Here is a 19,043-nt window from a genome sequence, read left to right as displayed (position 1 = left end):
TATTTTTAACTAGTAAAAGCACCTAATTTTCATGAAGTTAAGGAAGATATAAACTTATTCCATATTCTTAAAAAAGGCATTCCCCTAAAGGAATGCCTTTTTTATTTAGATAATAAATCAATTCATTTGGGTTATGGCAACTGTGATAAAAATAATAATTGTGAGTCCACTAAGCACTGAGTTAATGAGAGACACTTGATATTTCCTTGAACCTTTCAAATACTTCCACTCCAAAAAAATTTGCGTGGCATTTCCTACAAAGAAAATCACAAATATCCAAAAAAAGAATACTTCTAATGAATCTTGCATGTTTACCGCTAGAACAATTACCGCCAAGATCATTAGCCAATTGTTCCACCGTTCAAACTTCTTAACTGGAATCCCTGCTTGTTCTTCTTGATTAATGCCAAAACGTTTTTTCAAAAACATCCTCAAAAAAGCGAGACCAATAATAATGACAAACCACAGAAAAAAGACGCTTTCCATTCGCTACACCTCCAAAACCTTTTTCTATTCTACGAAGCAATGGGGTAAAAGTTCCGCTTTAGAAGGAAGGTTATCCCCAATTGACATGCAAAATTTACATAGAGCCTCTATTTACCCACTATTCAATTGAATATGTGGATGATTCTGCGTTAAAACGTGGATAACTATGTCGTTTCGTCATTCTTTTACTTTTATCCACATGTGGATAAATATAATTCGGGAAAATAGTTATTTCTTCTGTTTCTTAGAGGAAGTAAAACGAGTCTGCTGGTGTGAAAACATTCGGATACGGGTATTTTATAGTTAATAAATTATAGACGTATTGGAGGGTGTAAAACAGCTTGAGCAGAAAGAGGTGTGCACGGTGGAGCATGAGAAAAATAAACGGGCGTTAAGCCAAGCTGCTTCTTGGTTTGTTAAATGGGTGCTGAACAACAAAGCGGTATCTGTCCTGATTATTATTTTATTAATTCTGCTTAATTTATTTCTCTTGCCTAAGGTTAGCTTTGTTTTCCAACCATTTGTCGCCTTTTTTGATGTTATGGGACCGCCATTGATTATGGCTGGTATTTTATACTATTTGTTGAATCCACTCATTAACTGGATGGAAAACAAAAATATTTCCCGCATCGCCAGTATCTCAATGGTCTTTGTAGTGGTTGCTGGATTATTAGCATGGGGCATTGCAACGTTAATACCGATTATCCGAGAGCAACTGATGAGCTTGATCGATAATTGGCAAGATTATTTAAATACGTTTATCTCTCAAATCGATCATTTTTTTAAAAATGATTTGCTGTCACAATTGCAAACACAATTGATGGGAGGTACAGAGCCACTGTCCACGTCAATCACTGACCAAACGGAAAACGTCGTTGGTTCGACTGTCACTGGACTTGGCAGTGTTTTCGGAGTACTCTCTACCACTTTATTGGCTTTGATCACAACGCCTTTTATCTTGTTCTATTTGCTAAAAGATGGACACCATTTCCCTTACCACATCATGAAATTACTTCCCTCAAAAATGCGTGAACATAGCTATTTGTTACTGCGCGAGATGAATTTGCAAATCAGCCAATACATTCGGGGACAATTACTTGTGGCCTTTTTCGTTGGCTTGATGTTTTGGATTGGCTTTAGCCTCGTCGGTTTGAAATACGCATTAACGCTCAGCATTATGGCCGGTGTTTTAAACTTAATCCCTTTTTTAGGTTCTTTTATCGCTTTTATTCCCATTGTTATTATCGCGATTGTGGTGCACTCTCCCATTATGTTAGTTAAAGTGCTTGTGGTTTTCTTTATCGAGCAAACATTGGAAGGTCGTGTTTTTCAGCCGCTTATTCTCGGCAGTAATTTACAAATTCACCCGATCACTATTATTGCTGTTCTGTTAACTGCAGGCAATTTGTTTGGTGTTGTCGGTGTCATTCTCGGCATTCCCGCATACGCGGTTATCAAGGTCATCTTTAGCCATCTATTTAGCTGGTACCAGCGCTATACCGGATTGTATGACGATCCATTTAATCCAGCACCCAAACCACCTGTCTCTGAAAAGAAAAAGAAAAAACAATTAATCTTGAAAAGAAAACTACGCCAAACCAAATAAAACCGCTGAATCCAATGATTCAGCGGCTTTGTTCTTCTCAGTTAAAATCTGATTGAATAATCGTACCCAATAATTTCTTTAATGTTTGTTGGTCACTGTCCGACAAGTCTTGAAGAACCGTTTGGTTTAATCTCTCTGTTGTTGCTTCTACATCTTTTTGAATGGCTATTGCTTTTGGCGTTGGAACAACTAAAATATTACGCCGATTTTCAGGATCAATCGAACGTTCGACAAATCCAGCTTTTTGCATCTTATCCAAAATTCCAGAAACCGTTGAAGCTTCTAAATGCATCATTCCACCAATTTGCTTTGGAGACAGTTCGCCTTCGCTCCACAAACAATTCAGCACACCGTATTGGGCTGGCGTTAAATTATGCTCTTCTAGAAGAACACTAAAGTATTTGAACACCTTATTTTGACTAACACTTAATAAGTAGTTGATACATTGTGTGATATCCATAAAATCTCCTCCATATTGACATTTTCTATCTTAACATGTTAGGTTTTGTATGAAAATAGTTTTGTCACAGAACTATTTTGTCGTAAAACATACTGAAAGGGGCAATTACTTTGAATCTATTTAATGCTGTTCGCATTAAGGAACAAGAAGACCAAATTATTTATGGGGTAGAAGAGGTCAATATCGATCAACTTTCTGAAGGCGATGTGTTGATTAAAGTCGCTTATTCCTCGATTAACTACAAAGACATGCTTGCTGTGCAGAAAAATACAGGTGTCATCCGAGATTACCCAATGACTCCTGGAATCGATTTGAGCGGTACGGTGGTTTCTTCAACAGACGCTCGTTTTACCGAAGGACAAGAAGTAATCGTTACAGGATTTGCAATGGGCATGAGTCATACAGGTGGATTTTCTGAATATGCACGTGTTCCTGCAGAATGGATTGTCCCGTTACCTAAAAACTTAAGCTTAAAAGACGCAATGGTTTTCGGAACAGCTGGATTTACAGCTGCTCTTTCTATTCATGCATTAGAGCAAAACGGCATGGACCTTACGAAAGACCCTGAAATTTTAGTAACCGGCTCAACAGGTGGCGTCGGCAGTATCGCATTGCAGATTTTATCTAAAATGGGCTTCCAAAACATTTCCGCTTTAGTGCGAAAAGAACATCAAGAAGAAGTTGCAAAATCACTCGGCGCCACAAATGTTGTTTTTGCAGATGATTTAGGTGAATTGAAAAAGCCATTAAACAAAACACGGTTTGATTATGTATTAGACACGGTTGGTGGAGATGTTGCTTCTGTCTTGATCCCGCAAATTTCATATGGTGGCAGCATGAGCATGTGCGGAAACGCCGGCGGACTTCAAATCACGACGACCGTCTTGCCGTTTATTTTACGTGGTGTAAACTTACTCGGAATCGATTCTGTCAACGTGCCCATCGAAAACCGAGGCGCGATTTGGGACAAAATGGCTAACGATTGGAACGTCACCCAAACTACCTTAGTAAACGAAATTGCACTGAGTGACCTAACTGACACCATTGATGCGATTAAAAATGGGCAGCATTTAGGAAGAACGATTTTAAAGTTGTAGGATTTCCCAGACTTAAACGTAAAAAATAGATAGTCTATCGAGAAAATTTTAGTAAGTCATGGTTTTCCGAAGCTTACCGTTTGCTTTCCGCGGGCTCGCGTTCAAGCCTCCTCGGTCACTTTGTTCCCTGCGGGGTCTCGACCGTCTCGCTAATCCGCAGGAGTCGAACGGACACTTCTCCAAACCACTTGGTGAAGGCTTTCTTTCTTGCATGTAGTTTGAGTTTGCGAATCAGATTTCTTTTTTAAAAGCTAAAAAGCGGAAAAGCTCATGTGAGCTTTTCCGCTTTTTTTCACTTTATTTATTACTAGCTGCTTTCCAATCATGAGAACCCCTTACCCAACCACCAATTACCGCGCCCATCGCCATCATCGGCGAATCAAATTCGGTATCTTCCATCAACAACAATTGGTGCTGAAATGGTACAAGCAATTTATCGAGTACTAAGTTCTCACGTAGCTTTACATACTTTTTTGGACATTTCGGCGAAATTGTTGCTGCAAACTTGGCACCTCTTTGCACAACAAATTTATCCCCTCGGTAAAACCCTGTTGCATCTGCTCCGCGTTTTGAAGTGATAAAAAATAGTTCAGGCACTTCTTCTCGGGGTTCGTGCAAATGCAACATGCCCGATTCAAACGGATCGACAATTTGTTCCTGCCCTGTTTCGTTATCCAACTCTAGAAATTGATACAGTTCCCCTTCTTGTGGGTGTTGGATTTTCTTTACATAGTATTCTTTCATTGCTTCTTCCTCCTTTAAAGTAAGTTTCGATTCCTTACAATAGAAATAGTGAAAGAGCTAAGAAATGGATACTTGTTTTATCTACAAACTATTCTTCGCTCGCAATATAATGATATAACTTGCTATTTACCGCGTTTTGCAAAGCTAAATGCATATGAACGACTGGAATTTCTTTTGAATTTTTGTCTTTCATTAACGCTTGCTCAATGTTTTCTTTATCTGGCAACGCTTGACCTAAATAATAAAAATCGCCACCTTCATCGTCATCTTTTTTGATGAACAAGTGAAGGTCAATATTGTTTTTAGCTGCATCAATAATGGTTTTCACTTCTGCAGATTCAAGTGTACGATTGCTTCTTGTAGACCATTTGAAAATTTCTGGACTGACAAGCCTTCTGTGTACGCTACACTCGATTCAACTTCGTCCGCTTTATGATACGTAACGAAAATTGGACACGATCCATGCTTGGTTTTATATCCGTAAATGGTAGAACTTTCATCACTTGCCCAATTTAATAACCGGCAAGCATCTTTACGTGTGTACTTTTTATAAAGGGTTAATGGACGATCGCATTCATAGTTTTTACTGAGCTCTTTAGCACTAACAACCAAGTCCGTAACCATCGCTCGAAAGCTGGAATTCCTCTTTAAACTTTCTTGAATAGCTTCATTAAAATGAATGTCAATTTCTCCAAACACCACAAGTGGTTTATCTCCATACTTTTTCCGCGGACCTTGATTGAAAAAACGTAAATCCAGAACGCGTTGCACGGAACTTAAGGTTGCCGCATCAACCGTACAGTTATGAGCTGTTACATACTCGATGTACGCTTTTATCGTAGTTTGCTCTTTTTCCAACAATAACTCTAGCAACAATATTTCATGCAGTCGTTTGCCATTTAAAATCTCTAGAGAAAGCATCGTCAAAACTTGCTCCTCGTAGACCGTTACAAGTGGATCTACTTCTTTCAGTTTCAGTAAAAACTGATGATACGTCGTGTATTTCTGAACAATGACTAATGGATCGATTGAGTTATGATGAATAAAATCTTGAAGTTGAGGAATATGACCAATTCTATTTTTTAATTCGATATACGCTTCTCGCAGAATTTTCATATCACTTAAATTGCTCTTTTTAATCGCTGAGAATACACGGTTTTTAGCGATTTCTTCAAAATTCACCGTAGAAATTCCTTTAATATAACTCGTATCTTTCATGCGACGTCGAATATTGTCTTTGTTTTGCGAGCGTTCTCCAGACAAGGCCACGGGAATCAGGTAGTTATTTTTATAATTCCCGATAAAATCAATAATCGTCACAAATTCTTTAGAGCTATGTTTACGCAACCCACGTCCAAGTTGTTGAATAAAAATAATGCTCGACTGTGTTTGCCTTAACATAACGACTTGGTTAACACTTGGAATATCAATACCTTCATTGAAAATATCGACCGTTAAAATATAATCCAGTACACTATTTTCCAATCGATCGACTTGTAAAACGCGCTCTTCTTGCGAATCTTGACCCGTTAATGCGACTGTCTTTAATCCACGCCGATTCAATTCTTCGGAAAGCTTGATTGCTTCATCTTTTCGACTGCAAAACATTAACCCTCTCACTTTTTCACCCGAGTGACCGTAATAATGAATTTTCTGCATAATGTGGTCGACACGTTCTGATGTGATGAGTTTTGAAAAAACAGTGGCTTCGTCAATGACACCCTCTTCGTACTCCACATCGGTTACTCCGAAATAATGAAACGGACAAAGCATGTCTTCTTCTAACGCTTCTTGCAAACGAATCTCATACGCTACGTTATAGTCGAATAGTTCATATATATTAAAATCATCGGTCCGTTCAGGCGTTGCCGTCATGCCCATTAAAAATTGAGGTTGAAAATGCTCGATCACTTTTTGATAGGATTTCGCCCCTGCTTTATGTACTTCATCAATTAAAATATAATCAAAAGCTTGTGGATCGAGTTGCTTGAGCGTTTCTTCCTTTGAGATCGTTTGAATCGTCGCAAACAAATAGCGCGCATCGGTTTCTCTTAAATTCCCCGAAAGAATCCCAAAGTCGCTTTCCACGCCGCCCAATATTCGAATAAAGTTAGTTTTCGCTTTTTGAAGAATTTGTTCTCGGTGCACGATAAACAACATGCGTTTTGGCGCAACACTTCGCACGTCAAATGCGGATAAATAGGTTTTCCCAGTACCCGTTGCTGAAATCACTAAGCCTTTATCGTTTCCTGCTTCACGCACTGCTTGTATTTCTTGCAAAGCTGCTTTTTGCATTTTATTTGGTTCAATTTTAACTGCTACTTCTAAAGAGTTCTCCGTATACACTTCGGGAAATTCTGCAACATTTGTGAGTTCTTTTCGATACTCCATTGGCACATACGACTGTTCATACGTCTCAATCCATTGATCTGATAACGATTGTGCGTTGTCCCAAACTTCTTCGAACTGACGATAGAAATGAGAAACCAATTCGCCGTTTTCGTGCGAACTTAGTTTGACGTTCCACTCATAATTCACTTTTAATGCTTGTGCCGTTAAGTTAGAGCTACCGACGATTAAGGTTTGATGCGTTTCATGAGAAAATATATAACCTTTCGAATGAAACCCTTTCATGTTCGATAAACGGACTTCTATATTATTGATTTTCAAAGTTCTTTAAAAACTTTCGGCTGGTTAAAGTTTAAAAAAGTAGAAGTTAAAATTCTGCCTTTAATTCCTTTTCGTTCAAGATCCGATAAGTGGGTTTTTAACGTGGACAGCCCGCTCTCAGTCACAAAAGCAACAGAAAAGAGAAACGATTGGCAGCCATCTAACTCCTCAGTAATCGAGTTCAACACTGTTTCGTTCGTTTTTGTATTATTGATCAACAAAGCCGGTTTGAAACGTTCACCACTCGGTCTTGCTTGATCGATAAAACCTTTGTATAGTGATTCCTCTAAATTCTGAAGAAAATTCATCTCTACCCCTCGCTTCTCTCATCTATCTCTGTTATTGCTGAGCTTGATATGTCTTTTTCAACTTCTCGATTGCTGGAATATCAGCAGGCGCCCATTCTAATTTTTCTAAGTCATGTGCTTCTACCCATTCAATCGCAATGTGTTCTGTTAACACAGGGGTTCCTTTAACTAAACGACAATAGAAAGTTGTCAAATGGACAATGCCAAAGTCATATTCATAAACAGTATGCTCGACTTGCTCACCGATCTCTACGTGACAATGCATTTCTTCTTGAATCTCTCTTTGCAATGCCGATTGCGGTGTTTCCATTTCTTCTATTTTGCCGCCAGGAAATTCCCACAGACCAGGCAAGCTTTTTTCCATTCCACGTTGCGCACATAAAATTTTGTTGCCGTCTGTGATGACTGCTCCTACTACGGGTATGTTTTTCTTCAACTATACTCACCTTACTTCTTTAGAATTTAATTTTTATCCTAAGTTACTTTATTGAACTTTTCAATGATCTATATATTAACATGAAATTCTTACCAATTATCTTTCGATTTTTTCTACAATGCTGGATTTGATGAAGAATGATAAAATGTCACTATATTTAAAAAATTACTATTACAAGAAGACCGAATGATAACGTTCACTATTTATAAGATGGGAGAAGATCGCATGCTCAACCTATAAAATGCCACACCTGAAGAACTCCGTCAAAAGATTCGCGAAGGCAAGTTGAAAAGTCCCACTTCTGGGATGGCGAACGGCTTTTTGCAAGCAAATCTTGTTATTCTTCCGAAAGACATGGCATTTGATTTCCTGCTGTTTTGCCAACGAAACCCGAAATCTTGTCCGTTAATAGACGTTATGGAAGCTGGATCATTTACGCCTAGTCAAGCTGCACCTACGGCCGATCTCAGAAGTGATATTCCACTATATAATGTTTACCGTGACGGCAAACTGACGGAAACGCTTAGCGACATTACGGAGCTTTGGAATGATGAAATGGTAGCATTTCTTATTGGGTGCAGTTTTACATTCGAAGAAGCATTAGTCAGAAACGGTATTCCGATGCGCCATAACGACGAAGGGGTAAATGTGCCGATGTACAAAACATCGATTCCTACTGTCAAAGCCGGAATATTTGAAGGTCCTACTGTCGTCAGCATGCGCCCTGTTGCCGAACAAGACATTGTGCGTGCTGTCCAAGTGACTAGCCGGTTCCCGACCGTTCACGGGGCGCCGCTCCATATTGGCCACCCTGAAACGATTGGCATTACCGATTTGGACAACCCTGATTACGGAGACCGGGTGACGATTAAGGAAGGGGAAGTTCCGGTATTTTGGGCGTGTGGCGTTACGCCGCAAGCAATCGCCGCACATATTAAGCCCTCCTTTATGATTACTCACGCTCCTGGTCATATGTTTATCACCGATATTCCAACAGAAACCGTTGGGGTTATGTAAGTTCGTTTTTTTCTAGTAGCGAACTTTATACTCACCCACTATTATAAAAAGGTCGTCTTTTCTTAGGATTCTCCCCTAAAAAAGACGACCTTTTCCTATTCTTTAACGAGTCTCACTTAAAAAATAATAGGTAATTAGACTTTATAGCACTTAGTCAATAGTAATTCTTATTTTACTTTTAAATTACATTATCTGTATCTTTTTGTTTCTTTATTTTAAAAATCTCTTTATACTAAGGATATACCAGATAAATTCATTAAATTGAAAATTTTTGTAATGATTCTATTTCCTAAAAAGAGGTGAAGCTTATCACTTTTTCTAAAACTAAAAATGTTTTCTTATTCTACATTGTCTTTTACATGCTTGTTTATTATTCTTGGACTGTTTTTGGTAATTCTAGTATTCACCATGAATTGGGACTTAATATGCTTTCCTTGTCAGCTCCTTTAGTTGCTGCCATAACCATCTTCATGATTTACTTGAATCCAAAAAGCCGAGATCGAAATTTTTGGTTATTGATTTCTTTAGGGTGCTTTAGCTATGCCATTGCGGAAATCATTTGGCTCTATAACTACAGCATTGCCCACATTCCTGTCATTTCCCCAGAGTGGTCTGATGTCTTTTACTTTCTTCAAATCTCTTTCTATATCGCTGCGTTTATTTATCAACTGTGGCAGAAAAAAGAAACAGCTTACCAAATCAAGTTCTTTTGTGATGTAGCCATTATCGTTACCGTCTTTACAGCACTCAGCTGGCATTTTCTTGTTCAACCTTTGTTTGCATTAGATGAGTTAACGCCGTTATTGCTTATTATCTCGGTTGGTTATCCAGTGGGCGATTTGCTCTTACTTTTTGGAGCGATTAGCTTTTATCTCGGTTCTGCCCATTTTTTCTCCGGCCGTGTGCTCGCTTTAATCATTACGAGTTTATTGCTTCAAGTATTCGCAGATACCGCTTACCTTTTCTCCATCGCCGAGACTAGTTACGTCGAGAACAATTTATATAACCCATTATGGTCTCTGGCTTTACTGCTGATGGCGCTAGCTGCCTTGCAGTCACTTAAGCCTTTAGACAAACCGCTTCCCACTGTTCTACCTGAACCACCTAACGAACGCGTGACATTTCAAATGTTGCTTCCTTATTCCACGATTATTTTATTGTTTATCGTTATTGCCATCGAACAAAGCAAGGACATACACGGTTTAATCGCCGGAGCAGGTCTTTCTATTGGGTTTATTATTGCTAGACAAATTTTTACTTTGTTGGACAATCAAAAGCTGATGTATAACTACGATCACCTGACTTCCGTACTCGAGCATAAAATTGAACAACGGACGGTAGAAGTTACTTCTAAAAACGAGCAGCTGGAAAAAGTAATTCGTAAAATGGAGGAACTGGCCTATTACGATGTATTAAGCGGTTTGCCAAATAGACGACTGTTTTTGGAAAAGCTAGAAGACTCTATTCGAGACGCAAAACAACACTCGGAAAAAGTAGCGGTAGTGTTTATCGACTTGGACCGTTTTAAAAACGTTAATGATTCTTTCGGACATGAATTCGGGGATTTGTTGTTACAAGGTTTTTCTGAAAAAATAAAAGAAAATCTTCGCTCAGACGATGTTATTTCTCGACAAGGCGGAGATGAATTCACAATTATTCTCAATAATATTTATGATGAACATGATATTTCACCGCTCATTCAACGATTGCAAACGGCTTTAGCAAAACCCATGATGATCAATGGACAAGAGCTGCATATCTCAATGAGTATCGGCATCGCCGTTTATCCGAAAGACGGAGAAACTACAGGCGAATTGCTAAAACACGCTGACAGTGCGATGTATAGTGCAAAGGCAAAAGGCAAAAACAACTTTCAGTTTTTCTCAGATGATATGGCTTTGATTGCTTCTCGAAAAATTGCACTTGAAAACGAAATGCGCCGTGCCATCACCAACAAAGAATTTATGCTTTACTACCAACCACAAATTCAAGTTGAAACTGGTGACATTATTGGTATGGAAGCTTTAATACGTTGGCAAACTGCAGGCGGGGACGTAGTATCTCCTGGAGAATTTATCCCGTTAGCAGAAGAAACTCGGTTAATCCTTCCGATTGGCGAATGGGTTCTTTATTCCGCATGTGAGCAGGCCAAAAAATGGCATGATGCGGGACATTCTCACTTGAAAATCGCTGTTAATCTATCGCCTCTTCAGTTTTTACATGACGATTTAATGGATGTGGTGAAATTCACACTCCGTAAAACTGGATTCCCTGCCTCTTCGTTAGAGTTAGAAATAACAGAAGGTGTGGCTGTGGATGATGCAGAAATCGCCATGGCAAGGATGCGTGAATTGAGAGAAATCGGTGTACGAATTGCCATTGATGATTTTGGAACAGGATATTCTTCACTCAACTATTTAAAACAATTCCCGCTCAATAATTTGAAAATTGCTCAGCCTTTTGTTCAAGATATGGCGAACAACCCTTATGACAAAGCACTTGTAGAGGCAATGGTATTCATTGCCCATAGCTTAAATATGTCGGTTATCGCTGAAGGTGTAGAAACAGATGAGCAGCTAGCATTACTGAAAGAACTTGGTTGCGATGAAATTCAAGGTTATCTCTATAGCAAACCGTTGTCTGCCGCGCAATTTACAGAATTGATCGTTCATGGCATGGTTTCTACGAAATTGCTTACTTAATACTCTATAAACATCATCAAAGAACCGGAATCTGTGCATAACAGATTCCGGTTTTTATTGTTTCTTACGGGTCAACTGAAGTAATATTATGCTCTTTCACTGATAAAGAGTGATATTTGTCATAAAATTGGTATTATATGGAATATACCTATTTCTTTATCAATAAAAAATCTTTATAATAAAGAAAAACTCCACAAAAAGAATTTTAATAATCCTGTAGATATTTCTATTTCCTTAGATGAGGTGACATACATTTTGTTTTCCAGCACTAAAAGTCGTTTTTCCATTTTTATCTTACTTTACATCACTGCCTACTACTCGTGGGTTTTGTTTAGCGATACCAGCGATGATGTTTACAAAGCAGCCACTCAATTTCTTTCATGGCTAGCGCCTCTTATCGCTTTTACCATTCTCTTTTACGTGTACCGAAAAACGAGCGGCAGAAACCGCATGTTTTGGTTGCTACTTTCGCTCGGGAGCTTGAGTTATGTTATCGCTGAAAGCATTTCAACGATTAGTTATACTATTTTCAATGTCACAATGGGCTATCCTGGACCACCTGATCTCTTTTACTTTCTTCAAATCGTTTTCTACTTAGCTGCTTTTGTCTATCAGCTAAAACAAAGAAAAGAGATTTCTTATCAGATTAAATTTCTTTTCGATATGATGATTCTGATCTCGGTGTCTACGGCTCTTAGCTGGCATTTTCTTATTCAACATGTTCTCCCAGGGCAAACGGCATCACCACTGCTCATTGTTTTATCACTCGCCTATCCAATCGGAGATTTACTGTTAATGTTTGGCGTAATTAGTCTTTATATCGGTTTTTCTCATACGCTACCATACCAAGTGGCTGCTTTGATCATCACGGGATTGATCTTTCAAGTTTTTGCGGATACGGCTCATCTCTATTCAACATTGTCGGATACTTACAGCTCGGGCAATTTATACGATCCGCTATGGGGTCTTAGCTTATTGCTAGTAGCACTTGCAGGATTACACGCTTTAGAACCATCAAAGAGACGCAGTTCTAAACTAACGGTAACGCCAACTGAAGAACACGTATCGGTACGTATCCTGCTTCCTTATTTTAGTTTGATGATTTTATTCATTGTGATGACCCTTGAACAAAAAGAAGACATGACAGGTTTGATCATCGGCGCAGGCATAGCTGCATTTCTTATTTTGACAAGACAAATCTTTACGATAGTAGACAACCAACGCTTATTATCCAACTACAACCAGCTAACTTCGGTTCTTGAACATAAAATTGAACAACGAACGGTGGAAGTCACTTCTAGCAACAATCAGTTAAAAGAAACCGTCCACCAAATGAAGCATATGGCTTACCACGATATTTTAAGTGGACTTCCAAACAGGCGATTATTTCTTGAAAAACTAGAAGCTTCTATTGTTGAAGCGAAACACAAGTCGCACAAACTTGCCGTCGTGTTTATCGACTTAGACCGTTTTAAAAACATCAATGACACGTTTGGTCATGAATTTGGGGATTTACTACTCCAAGCTTTTTCGCAACGAATTCTAGATAATTTGCGTTCGATCGATACTCTGTCTCGGCAAGGTGGCGATGAATTTACGCTTCTTTTGAATGCTATTAAAGAAGAAAAGGATATTGCACCCATTATCCATAAGCTTCAAAAAGCACTCGAAAAACCTTTGATTATTAAAGGACAAGAGCTCTACATCTCCATGAGTATTGGCATTTCAGTTTATCCAAAAGATGGTGATACTACTGACGAATTACTGAAAAACGCAGATAATGCCATGTACAGCGCAAAAGAAAAAGGCAGAAACAATTACCAATTTTTCTCTAAAGATATGGCCTTTGTCGCGGCACGAAAAACCGCTCTTGAAGGCGATTTAAACCGCGCCGTTATCAATAAAGAGTTTACTTTGCACTACCAACCGCAAATCTTGGCCAAGACAGGTGAAATTATTGGCATGGAAGCCTTGATTCGTTGGCAAAAAAATGACGGTAGCATTGTCTCGCCAGGAGAATTTATCCCTTTAGCAGAGGAAACTCGATTAATCCTGCCAATAGGTGAATGGGTTCTTTATACAGCGTGCCAACAAGCTAAAAAATGGCATGATGATGGAAATTCTCATTTAAAGCTAGCAGTTAACTTATCCTCTTTGCAATTTATGCATGACGATTTAATAACAACCATCCAAAAAGTTCTAAAGACGACGGGGTTTAATGCATCCTCTTTAGAATTAGAAATCACAGAAAGCGTTGTACTAGACGATGCTGAAAAGGCTATAGCCCGGATGCAAACATTACGAGAAATTGGGGTTCAAATCGCGATCGATGATTTCGGTACTGGTTATTCATCGCTAAGCTACTTGAAGCGCTTCCCGCTCAACAACTTGAAAATAGCACAACCTTTTGTTCAAGACATGGCGACCAATCCACGAGACAAGTCACTAGTCGAAGCTATGATTTTCATCGCTCATAGTTTGGATATGTCCGTTATTGCAGAAGGTGTGGAAACGGAAGAACAGCTAGCCTTGTTACAAGATCTAGGTTGTGACGAAATTCAAGGCTTCCTTTTCAGCAAACCGTTGCCTACTACTCGCTTCACAAAACTCCTAGAGAGCGGAATCACTTCGATAAAAGTGGTTTAATGTATTTTTAAAAATAAGCAAATTAAAAACAAGGCAAGACACTGTCTAACAGTGTCTTGCCTTGTTTTTGTATTTAAGAAAGCTTATCGAATTGTTTTCAATGCCGTTGACCACGGAATGACTTGGTCTAACATTTGGTTCACTGAATCTGCTTGAACGGGTGCTGCTTTTAGTTCTGCGCCGTTTTCAAAATCAGTGAATAGCGACAACGCTGGGTGTACACGAACATCCGCAACAGACAATTCACCTAAAATGCCACGTAAATGTTCGGCTGCACGTGCGCCGCCTACTGATCCGTACGAAACAATCCCCGCTGCTTTGTTGTTCCATTCTGCACGCAAGTAATCGAGTGCGTTTTTCAATGAACCGGTGATTGAATGGTTGTATTCTTGTGTGATAAAGACAAAACCGTCTTGTTTAGCGATGGCTTCAGACCATGCTGCAGCACCTGATGCGTCTACGCCATTTTCACCAAGTAGCGGTAATTTGTAGTCTGCGATGTCGATGACGGTATAGTTCGCGTCTCCGCGTTGGTCTGCTAATTCTTTTACCCAGTTCCCTACTTGTGGGCTTAAGCGTCCTTCACGCGTTGATCCTAAAATAATGCCGATGTTTAAGTTTGTCATGGTTATTTCCTCCTCTTGTTTCGTTCCAAATAATTTACTGAATAAGCTCATGTGTTACAAATACTCCTTTTCAAACGTCCGTGTGCTGCGTACGGTATCAATTGGACGAACCAATTTTTCGATTTTCTCGCGTTCGCCTTCTAAGAATGGTGGTAGAGATAATTTTTCTCCCACTGTTTCGTATGGCTCGTCTCCCATAAATCCAGGACCATCTGTTGCCCATTCGAACAAGATGCCTGGTGCAACACGTGCATATAACGATTCAAAAAAGAAACGATCGACATAACCGGACGTATGGAATCCTTGGTTTTGCATGTGGTTGATCCATTCTTCCAAGACGCTTCGATCGGCCACACGGAATGCCGCGTGATGAACGGTACCAAAGCCTTGACGACCTTGTGGCAATAATTTGTTGTGCTCAACAATCACTTGGGCACCGTTACCTCCTTCACCGATTTCAAACAAATACAACGAACCTTCTTTAGCGATTTGGCGCATCAACATTGCTTTTTCCAATACGTCTTTGAATGCATCAAAATCAGCGATGCGGATGTGAACAGGACCCAGTCCGGTAATCGCGAATTCAAGTGGTACTGGACCGTTTTGCCACGGTGTACCAGATGCAACGCCTTTGTTTGTTTCATCAGAAATTAGCATATATTGTTGATCGTCAAAGTCGACAAACGAAATGGTTTTCTTTCCGAATACTTCTTGAATGCCTTTATGGGCTACGTCGTATTGATCAAAACGTTTGATCCAGTAATCTAATGCTGCATCTGTTGGCACGCGGAATGCCGTTTTGTAAATTTCGTTCGTCCCGTGCGATCCTTTCGGGATGTTCGGGAAGTCAAAGAACGTCATATCCGTTCCAGCAGAGCCTTTATCATCTGCGAAAAACAAATGATACGTTTGAATATCATCTTGGTTGACTGTTTTTTTCACTAAACGCATGCCTAATACGTACGTGAAAAATTCATAGTTTTTTTCAGCAGAGCTGGTAATGGCGGTTACATGGTGGATTCCTTTTAATTCGTTCATGAGTCATTCTCCTCTATGGTTTGATTTATCTCGAATTCGAGATATATATTTAAAAAAATTTAATTGGTGTTCAGCTAACGATTATTAACTATTTATCTTTAAATTATTTATCTTTGATTCAAAGTAATAATATCATGTGGTTAATTAAGTGTCAACAAGTTCGTTTATAATTTCAAAAACCATAAAAAGACTGCCACAAAGTCATGCTCATGACATTTGAGGACAGCCCTTTTTCAGTTAACCTCTTATTTTATTTTTTTCGAAGCGGTTCAAAGGCATTGGTCCATGCATTCACTTGATCTAGTAAAGTCGTCACCGATTTTTCGTGAAAATCAGCTGGCTTGAATTCATGCATCTTCACAAAATCCGTAAATAGCGACATCGCTACATGCGTTCGGACCGTAGCGACTTGCAACTCGGCTAAAATAATGCGTAAAGCTTCGGCCGCTCGGACTCCACCTGAAGTTCCATAACTCACAATTCCAGCTGCTTTGTTGTTCCACTCTGGATATAAATAATCGATGGCATTTTTCAAAGCCGATGTGACACCATGATTATATTCCGGACAAATAAACACATAGCCATCTAACTCTTTAATTTTTTTCGCCCATGGAATGGCTTCAGGGGTTTGGTAATCTTGAGTAGCTCCTGCCGAAACCGGCTCTGCATACATCGGCAAATTGAATTCAGCTAAATCTACAAGTTCATATTCAGCGTCTCCCCGTTTGTCGGCAATGTCTTTGACCCACTGCGCAACTTGCAGACTATTGCGCCTCGGCCTTGTGCTTCCAGTAATAATACCGATTTTTGTCATGAATAATTCCCTCCTCAATTTGTGATCATACGTTAACGTAATCATCCACTCCTTGATACCTCTTCATCATAAGGCAAACAAATTTGGAGTTCAATCAATAGACAGATTATTCTAACAATAAATATTCCAACTATTTATCTCGCAACAAGTAATGATTTGTTAGAAAACTCTATCTTGTTTTTGCATTATCCACTAAACTTATAAAAAGATGTTAAATAATAACTAAAATTATAATATAGAGATAAATAAAGTTAATACTCACGATTCCTATGTATATACCGAAGGGAGGTTTATAGTTTTGAAGAATTTTATAGACAAATTACAACATCCTGTTCTAGCTTCTGTTGAATTGCTCGATTTGATCCAAGATCCCATTTTTTTAATAACTGAAGAGAACGAGACATTTCGTTATGCTTATGCGAATCCCACTGCTTTTAATGTGCTCTCTCTCCAACAGACAGACATCGGCAAAAGAGTAGAAGAAGTCTCATTCTCTGCACATATCCCGCTTTACTATTACCAAGAAGTTCAATCGTCAAAAACAAAAGTAGAAGTTCCCGAACTCATTAGAACGGAAAATGGTGCTATTCTTGGAGACATTGTACTCAACCCAATCTTGTCTGACGATGGACATTGCACATCTATTTTAGTGACAAGTAAGGAGCAAACAGCGCTAGAAAAAACTGCCCGCCTCTTACAAGAAAGTGAGCAACGCTACCAATCATTAGCAACCAATCATCCTTATGGTATTTTTGTATTCGACGAAAATGGCCATTTAAAGAGTGGCAATATTGGAACCGAAACGATTACCGGTTATTCTGCGGAAGAATTGCTAGAAACATCGTTTCTATCCATGATTGTGGAAAACGAAATCGATAAAATTAAGCATCATTTTTACGAAACTTTACACAAAAATCGACTCGAACGTTATGAGTTTGCATGTCGTCATAAAAATGACCAACTTCTCTATCTTCAAGCAACCAATATCCCCATACGCCTCGATGGAAAATTAGTGGGAATGCACGTCGTAGTGACTGATATTACAGAAATGACCTATGCGAAAAAAAGTTTAAATGAAGCAAAAGCAAAGCTAGAAATCTTTTGGGAAAACTCGGCTGTTCCTATTTTTTATATCGACGCCAAAGGAGATATCGTAAAAGTAAATCCAGCATTTGAAGAAGTTTTTGAATACACGGAATCAGAAATTATAAACAAAGAAGGCACGCTTATTCCTGCCGCGATGAAACCCGATCAAATTGCCATTTTGGAGCGCATTTTACAAGGTGAAACGATTAAGTCACATGATACCATTCGCATGACCAAATCTGGGAAGTTGTTGAATATCATTTCTTCATACTCCCCAGTACACAATGAGAAAAAAGAAGTCATCGGTGCAACCATCATTTCTAAAAATGTAACCGAACTGAAAAAAGTTGAAAAAGAACTTCAGAAAAGCCAAGAAAAATATCGGCTTATTACAGAAAGCACGTTAGACATTATTACGTTGATGAACCTTTCTGGAGAAATTGAATACGTCTCCCCGGCAAGTGAGAAAGTTTTAGGGTTTCCGGATCATGTATATATTGGAAAACTCTTTACGCACAATATTCATCCAGAAGACACTTTTACGTTAATAGATAATGTAACCGCACTTATTAACGGAGGACAACCAACTCCACTGGATGTTCGTTACTTGCACCGGGACGGTCATTATATATGGATGGAAGTTTCCCCAACTCCGGTTTATTCAAATGGGGAAATGATTCAATTGTTTACACTGGCTCGAGATGTGACGGAACGAAAAAGACTGCAAAGCGACATTGCCAAAATGGCATTTTATGACCATTTATCCGGTATCCCAAACCGGCGAAGCTTTGACGACAAGCTGGAAAAAGCGGTTCTTCAAGCCAATCGGACAAACAAAAAAATCGCTGTCTTAATGCTAGATGGTCGCAAGTTCAAAAAAATTAACGATGAGTTTGGGCATGATGCAGGAGATGCTGTCATTAAAGAAATGGCCACCCGCCTCCAAGCCTCGATTCGTCCGAGTGATACCGCTGCTCGTTTGGGTGGAGACGAAATGGGTGTTATTTTACCTGAAATCGACTCTATAGACGTTGCAGTTGCTACTGCCGAACAAATACTCAAATCTTACGAAACTCCAGTTTTCTTTAATGGTCAAAAAATCACAATGGGCGCAGGCATTGGCATTTCCATCTATCCTGATGATGCCGCTAATGAAAAACAACTGATCAAGCACGCAGATTTAGCTTTATATGAAGCCAAAAAAGCGAATCGGGATGCGTATTGCGTTTACGAAGAAAATCAGCGATAGCGAATCACGTTATTCACTCATTATAAAAAATCTTCATTGTATTTGCGATGCAAACCAG

At 39.1% G+C, this 19,043-nt stretch carries 12 protein-coding genes and 2 pseudogenes; 6 read left to right on the top strand and 8 right to left on the bottom strand.

Annotation, left to right across the window (positions count from 1 at the left end; translation table 11 throughout):
- Nucleotides 1-117: 117 nt before the first annotated feature.
- The gene (locus GPDM_RS03140) at nucleotides 118-486 is read right to left on the bottom strand and encodes a DUF4181 domain-containing protein (protein ID WP_008428885.1); all 369 of its coding nucleotides are present in this window, start codon (nucleotides 484-486) and stop codon (nucleotides 118-120) included.
- A gap of 364 nt (nucleotides 487-850) precedes the next feature.
- Here GPDM_RS03140 and GPDM_RS03135 point away from each other — a divergent pair, with 364 nt between their 5' ends.
- The gene (locus tag GPDM_RS03135) at nucleotides 851-2,092 is read left to right on the top strand and encodes an AI-2E family transporter (RefSeq protein WP_008428884.1); all 1,242 of its coding nucleotides are present in this window, start codon (nucleotides 851-853) and stop codon (nucleotides 2,090-2,092) included.
- Between the two features lie 37 nt (nucleotides 2,093-2,129).
- Here the strand turns inward: GPDM_RS03135 and GPDM_RS03130 are convergent, their stop codons facing one another.
- Nucleotides 2,130-2,552 carry a MarR family winged helix-turn-helix transcriptional regulator gene (locus GPDM_RS03130; RefSeq protein ID WP_008428882.1) on the bottom strand — a complete coding sequence of 141 codons (423 nt, stop codon included), beginning with the start codon at nucleotides 2,550-2,552 and terminating at the stop codon, nucleotides 2,130-2,132.
- Nucleotides 2,553-2,662: 110 nt separating this feature from the next.
- Here GPDM_RS03130 and GPDM_RS03125 point away from each other — a divergent pair, with 110 nt between their 5' ends.
- The gene (locus tag GPDM_RS03125; protein WP_008428880.1) at nucleotides 2,663-3,649 is read left to right on the top strand and encodes a YhdH/YhfP family quinone oxidoreductase; all 987 of its coding nucleotides are present in this window, start codon (nucleotides 2,663-2,665) and stop codon (nucleotides 3,647-3,649) included.
- A 297-nt stretch (nucleotides 3,650-3,946) separates the two neighbouring features.
- On the opposite strand, the gene GPDM_RS03120 is transcribed toward GPDM_RS03125, so the two are convergent.
- From GPDM_RS03120 to GPDM_RS03110, 3 genes and pseudogenes are all read right to left on the bottom strand, one after another.
- Complete coding sequence (locus GPDM_RS03120; RefSeq protein ID WP_008428878.1) at nucleotides 3,947-4,393, bottom strand: DUF4357 domain-containing protein; 447 nt, start codon at nucleotides 4,391-4,393, stop codon at nucleotides 3,947-3,949.
- 88 nt (nucleotides 4,394-4,481) lie between these two features.
- Nucleotides 4,482-7,371: pseudogene (locus GPDM_RS03115) on the bottom strand (DEAD/DEAH box helicase).
- 31 nt (nucleotides 7,372-7,402) lie between these two features.
- Nucleotides 7,403-7,807 (bottom strand): (deoxy)nucleoside triphosphate pyrophosphohydrolase, encoded by a 405-nt coding sequence (locus GPDM_RS03110; protein ID WP_008428875.1) that lies wholly within the window; start codon nucleotides 7,805-7,807, stop codon nucleotides 7,403-7,405.
- Between the two features lie 252 nt (nucleotides 7,808-8,059).
- On the opposite strand from GPDM_RS03110, the pseudogene GPDM_RS03105 reads away from it, so the two are divergent.
- The 3 genes and pseudogenes from GPDM_RS03105 to GPDM_RS03095 form a co-directional block, all read left to right on the top strand.
- Nucleotides 8,060-8,824, top strand: a pseudogene (locus GPDM_RS03105) (putative hydro-lyase); the annotation flags it as partial.
- A 425-nt stretch (nucleotides 8,825-9,249) separates the two neighbouring features.
- Nucleotides 9,250-11,526 (top strand): putative bifunctional diguanylate cyclase/phosphodiesterase, encoded by a 2,277-nt coding sequence (locus GPDM_RS03100; RefSeq protein ID WP_008428871.1) that lies wholly within the window; start codon nucleotides 9,250-9,252, stop codon nucleotides 11,524-11,526.
- A gap of 255 nt (nucleotides 11,527-11,781) precedes the next feature.
- Nucleotides 11,782-14,172: a putative bifunctional diguanylate cyclase/phosphodiesterase gene (locus GPDM_RS03095; RefSeq protein WP_008428870.1), complete on the top strand. Its 2,391-nt coding sequence runs from the start codon at nucleotides 11,782-11,784 to the stop codon at nucleotides 14,170-14,172.
- An 83-nt stretch (nucleotides 14,173-14,255) separates the two neighbouring features.
- Here the strand turns inward: GPDM_RS03095 and GPDM_RS03090 are convergent, their stop codons facing one another.
- From GPDM_RS03090 to GPDM_RS03080, 3 genes are all read right to left on the bottom strand, one after another.
- On the bottom strand, nucleotides 14,256-14,849 hold the full coding sequence (locus GPDM_RS03090) for an NADPH-dependent FMN reductase (RefSeq protein ID WP_192806486.1): 594 nt from the start codon (nucleotides 14,847-14,849) through the stop codon (nucleotides 14,256-14,258).
- A 3-nt stretch (nucleotides 14,850-14,852) separates the two neighbouring features.
- Nucleotides 14,853-15,836 (bottom strand): ring-cleaving dioxygenase, encoded by a 984-nt coding sequence (locus GPDM_RS03085; RefSeq protein ID WP_008428865.1) that lies wholly within the window; start codon nucleotides 15,834-15,836, stop codon nucleotides 14,853-14,855.
- A gap of 250 nt (nucleotides 15,837-16,086) precedes the next feature.
- Nucleotides 16,087-16,650, bottom strand: a complete 564-nt coding sequence (locus tag GPDM_RS03080) for an NADPH-dependent FMN reductase (RefSeq protein ID WP_008428863.1) — start codon at nucleotides 16,648-16,650, stop codon at nucleotides 16,087-16,089.
- A gap of 298 nt (nucleotides 16,651-16,948) precedes the next feature.
- Between GPDM_RS03080 and GPDM_RS03075 the strand changes: the two genes are divergently transcribed.
- Nucleotides 16,949-18,985, top strand: coding sequence for a sensor domain-containing diguanylate cyclase (locus GPDM_RS03075; protein WP_008428860.1), 2,037 nt, complete (start codon nucleotides 16,949-16,951; stop codon nucleotides 18,983-18,985).
- Nucleotides 18,986-19,043 lie beyond the last annotated feature (58 nt).

This window comes from Planococcus donghaensis MPA1U2 (assembly GCF_000189395.1).
Lineage (GTDB): Bacteria > Bacillota > Bacilli > Bacillales_A > Planococcaceae > Planococcus > Planococcus donghaensis_B.
This window is presented reverse-complemented; position numbering and strand designations above follow the sequence as displayed.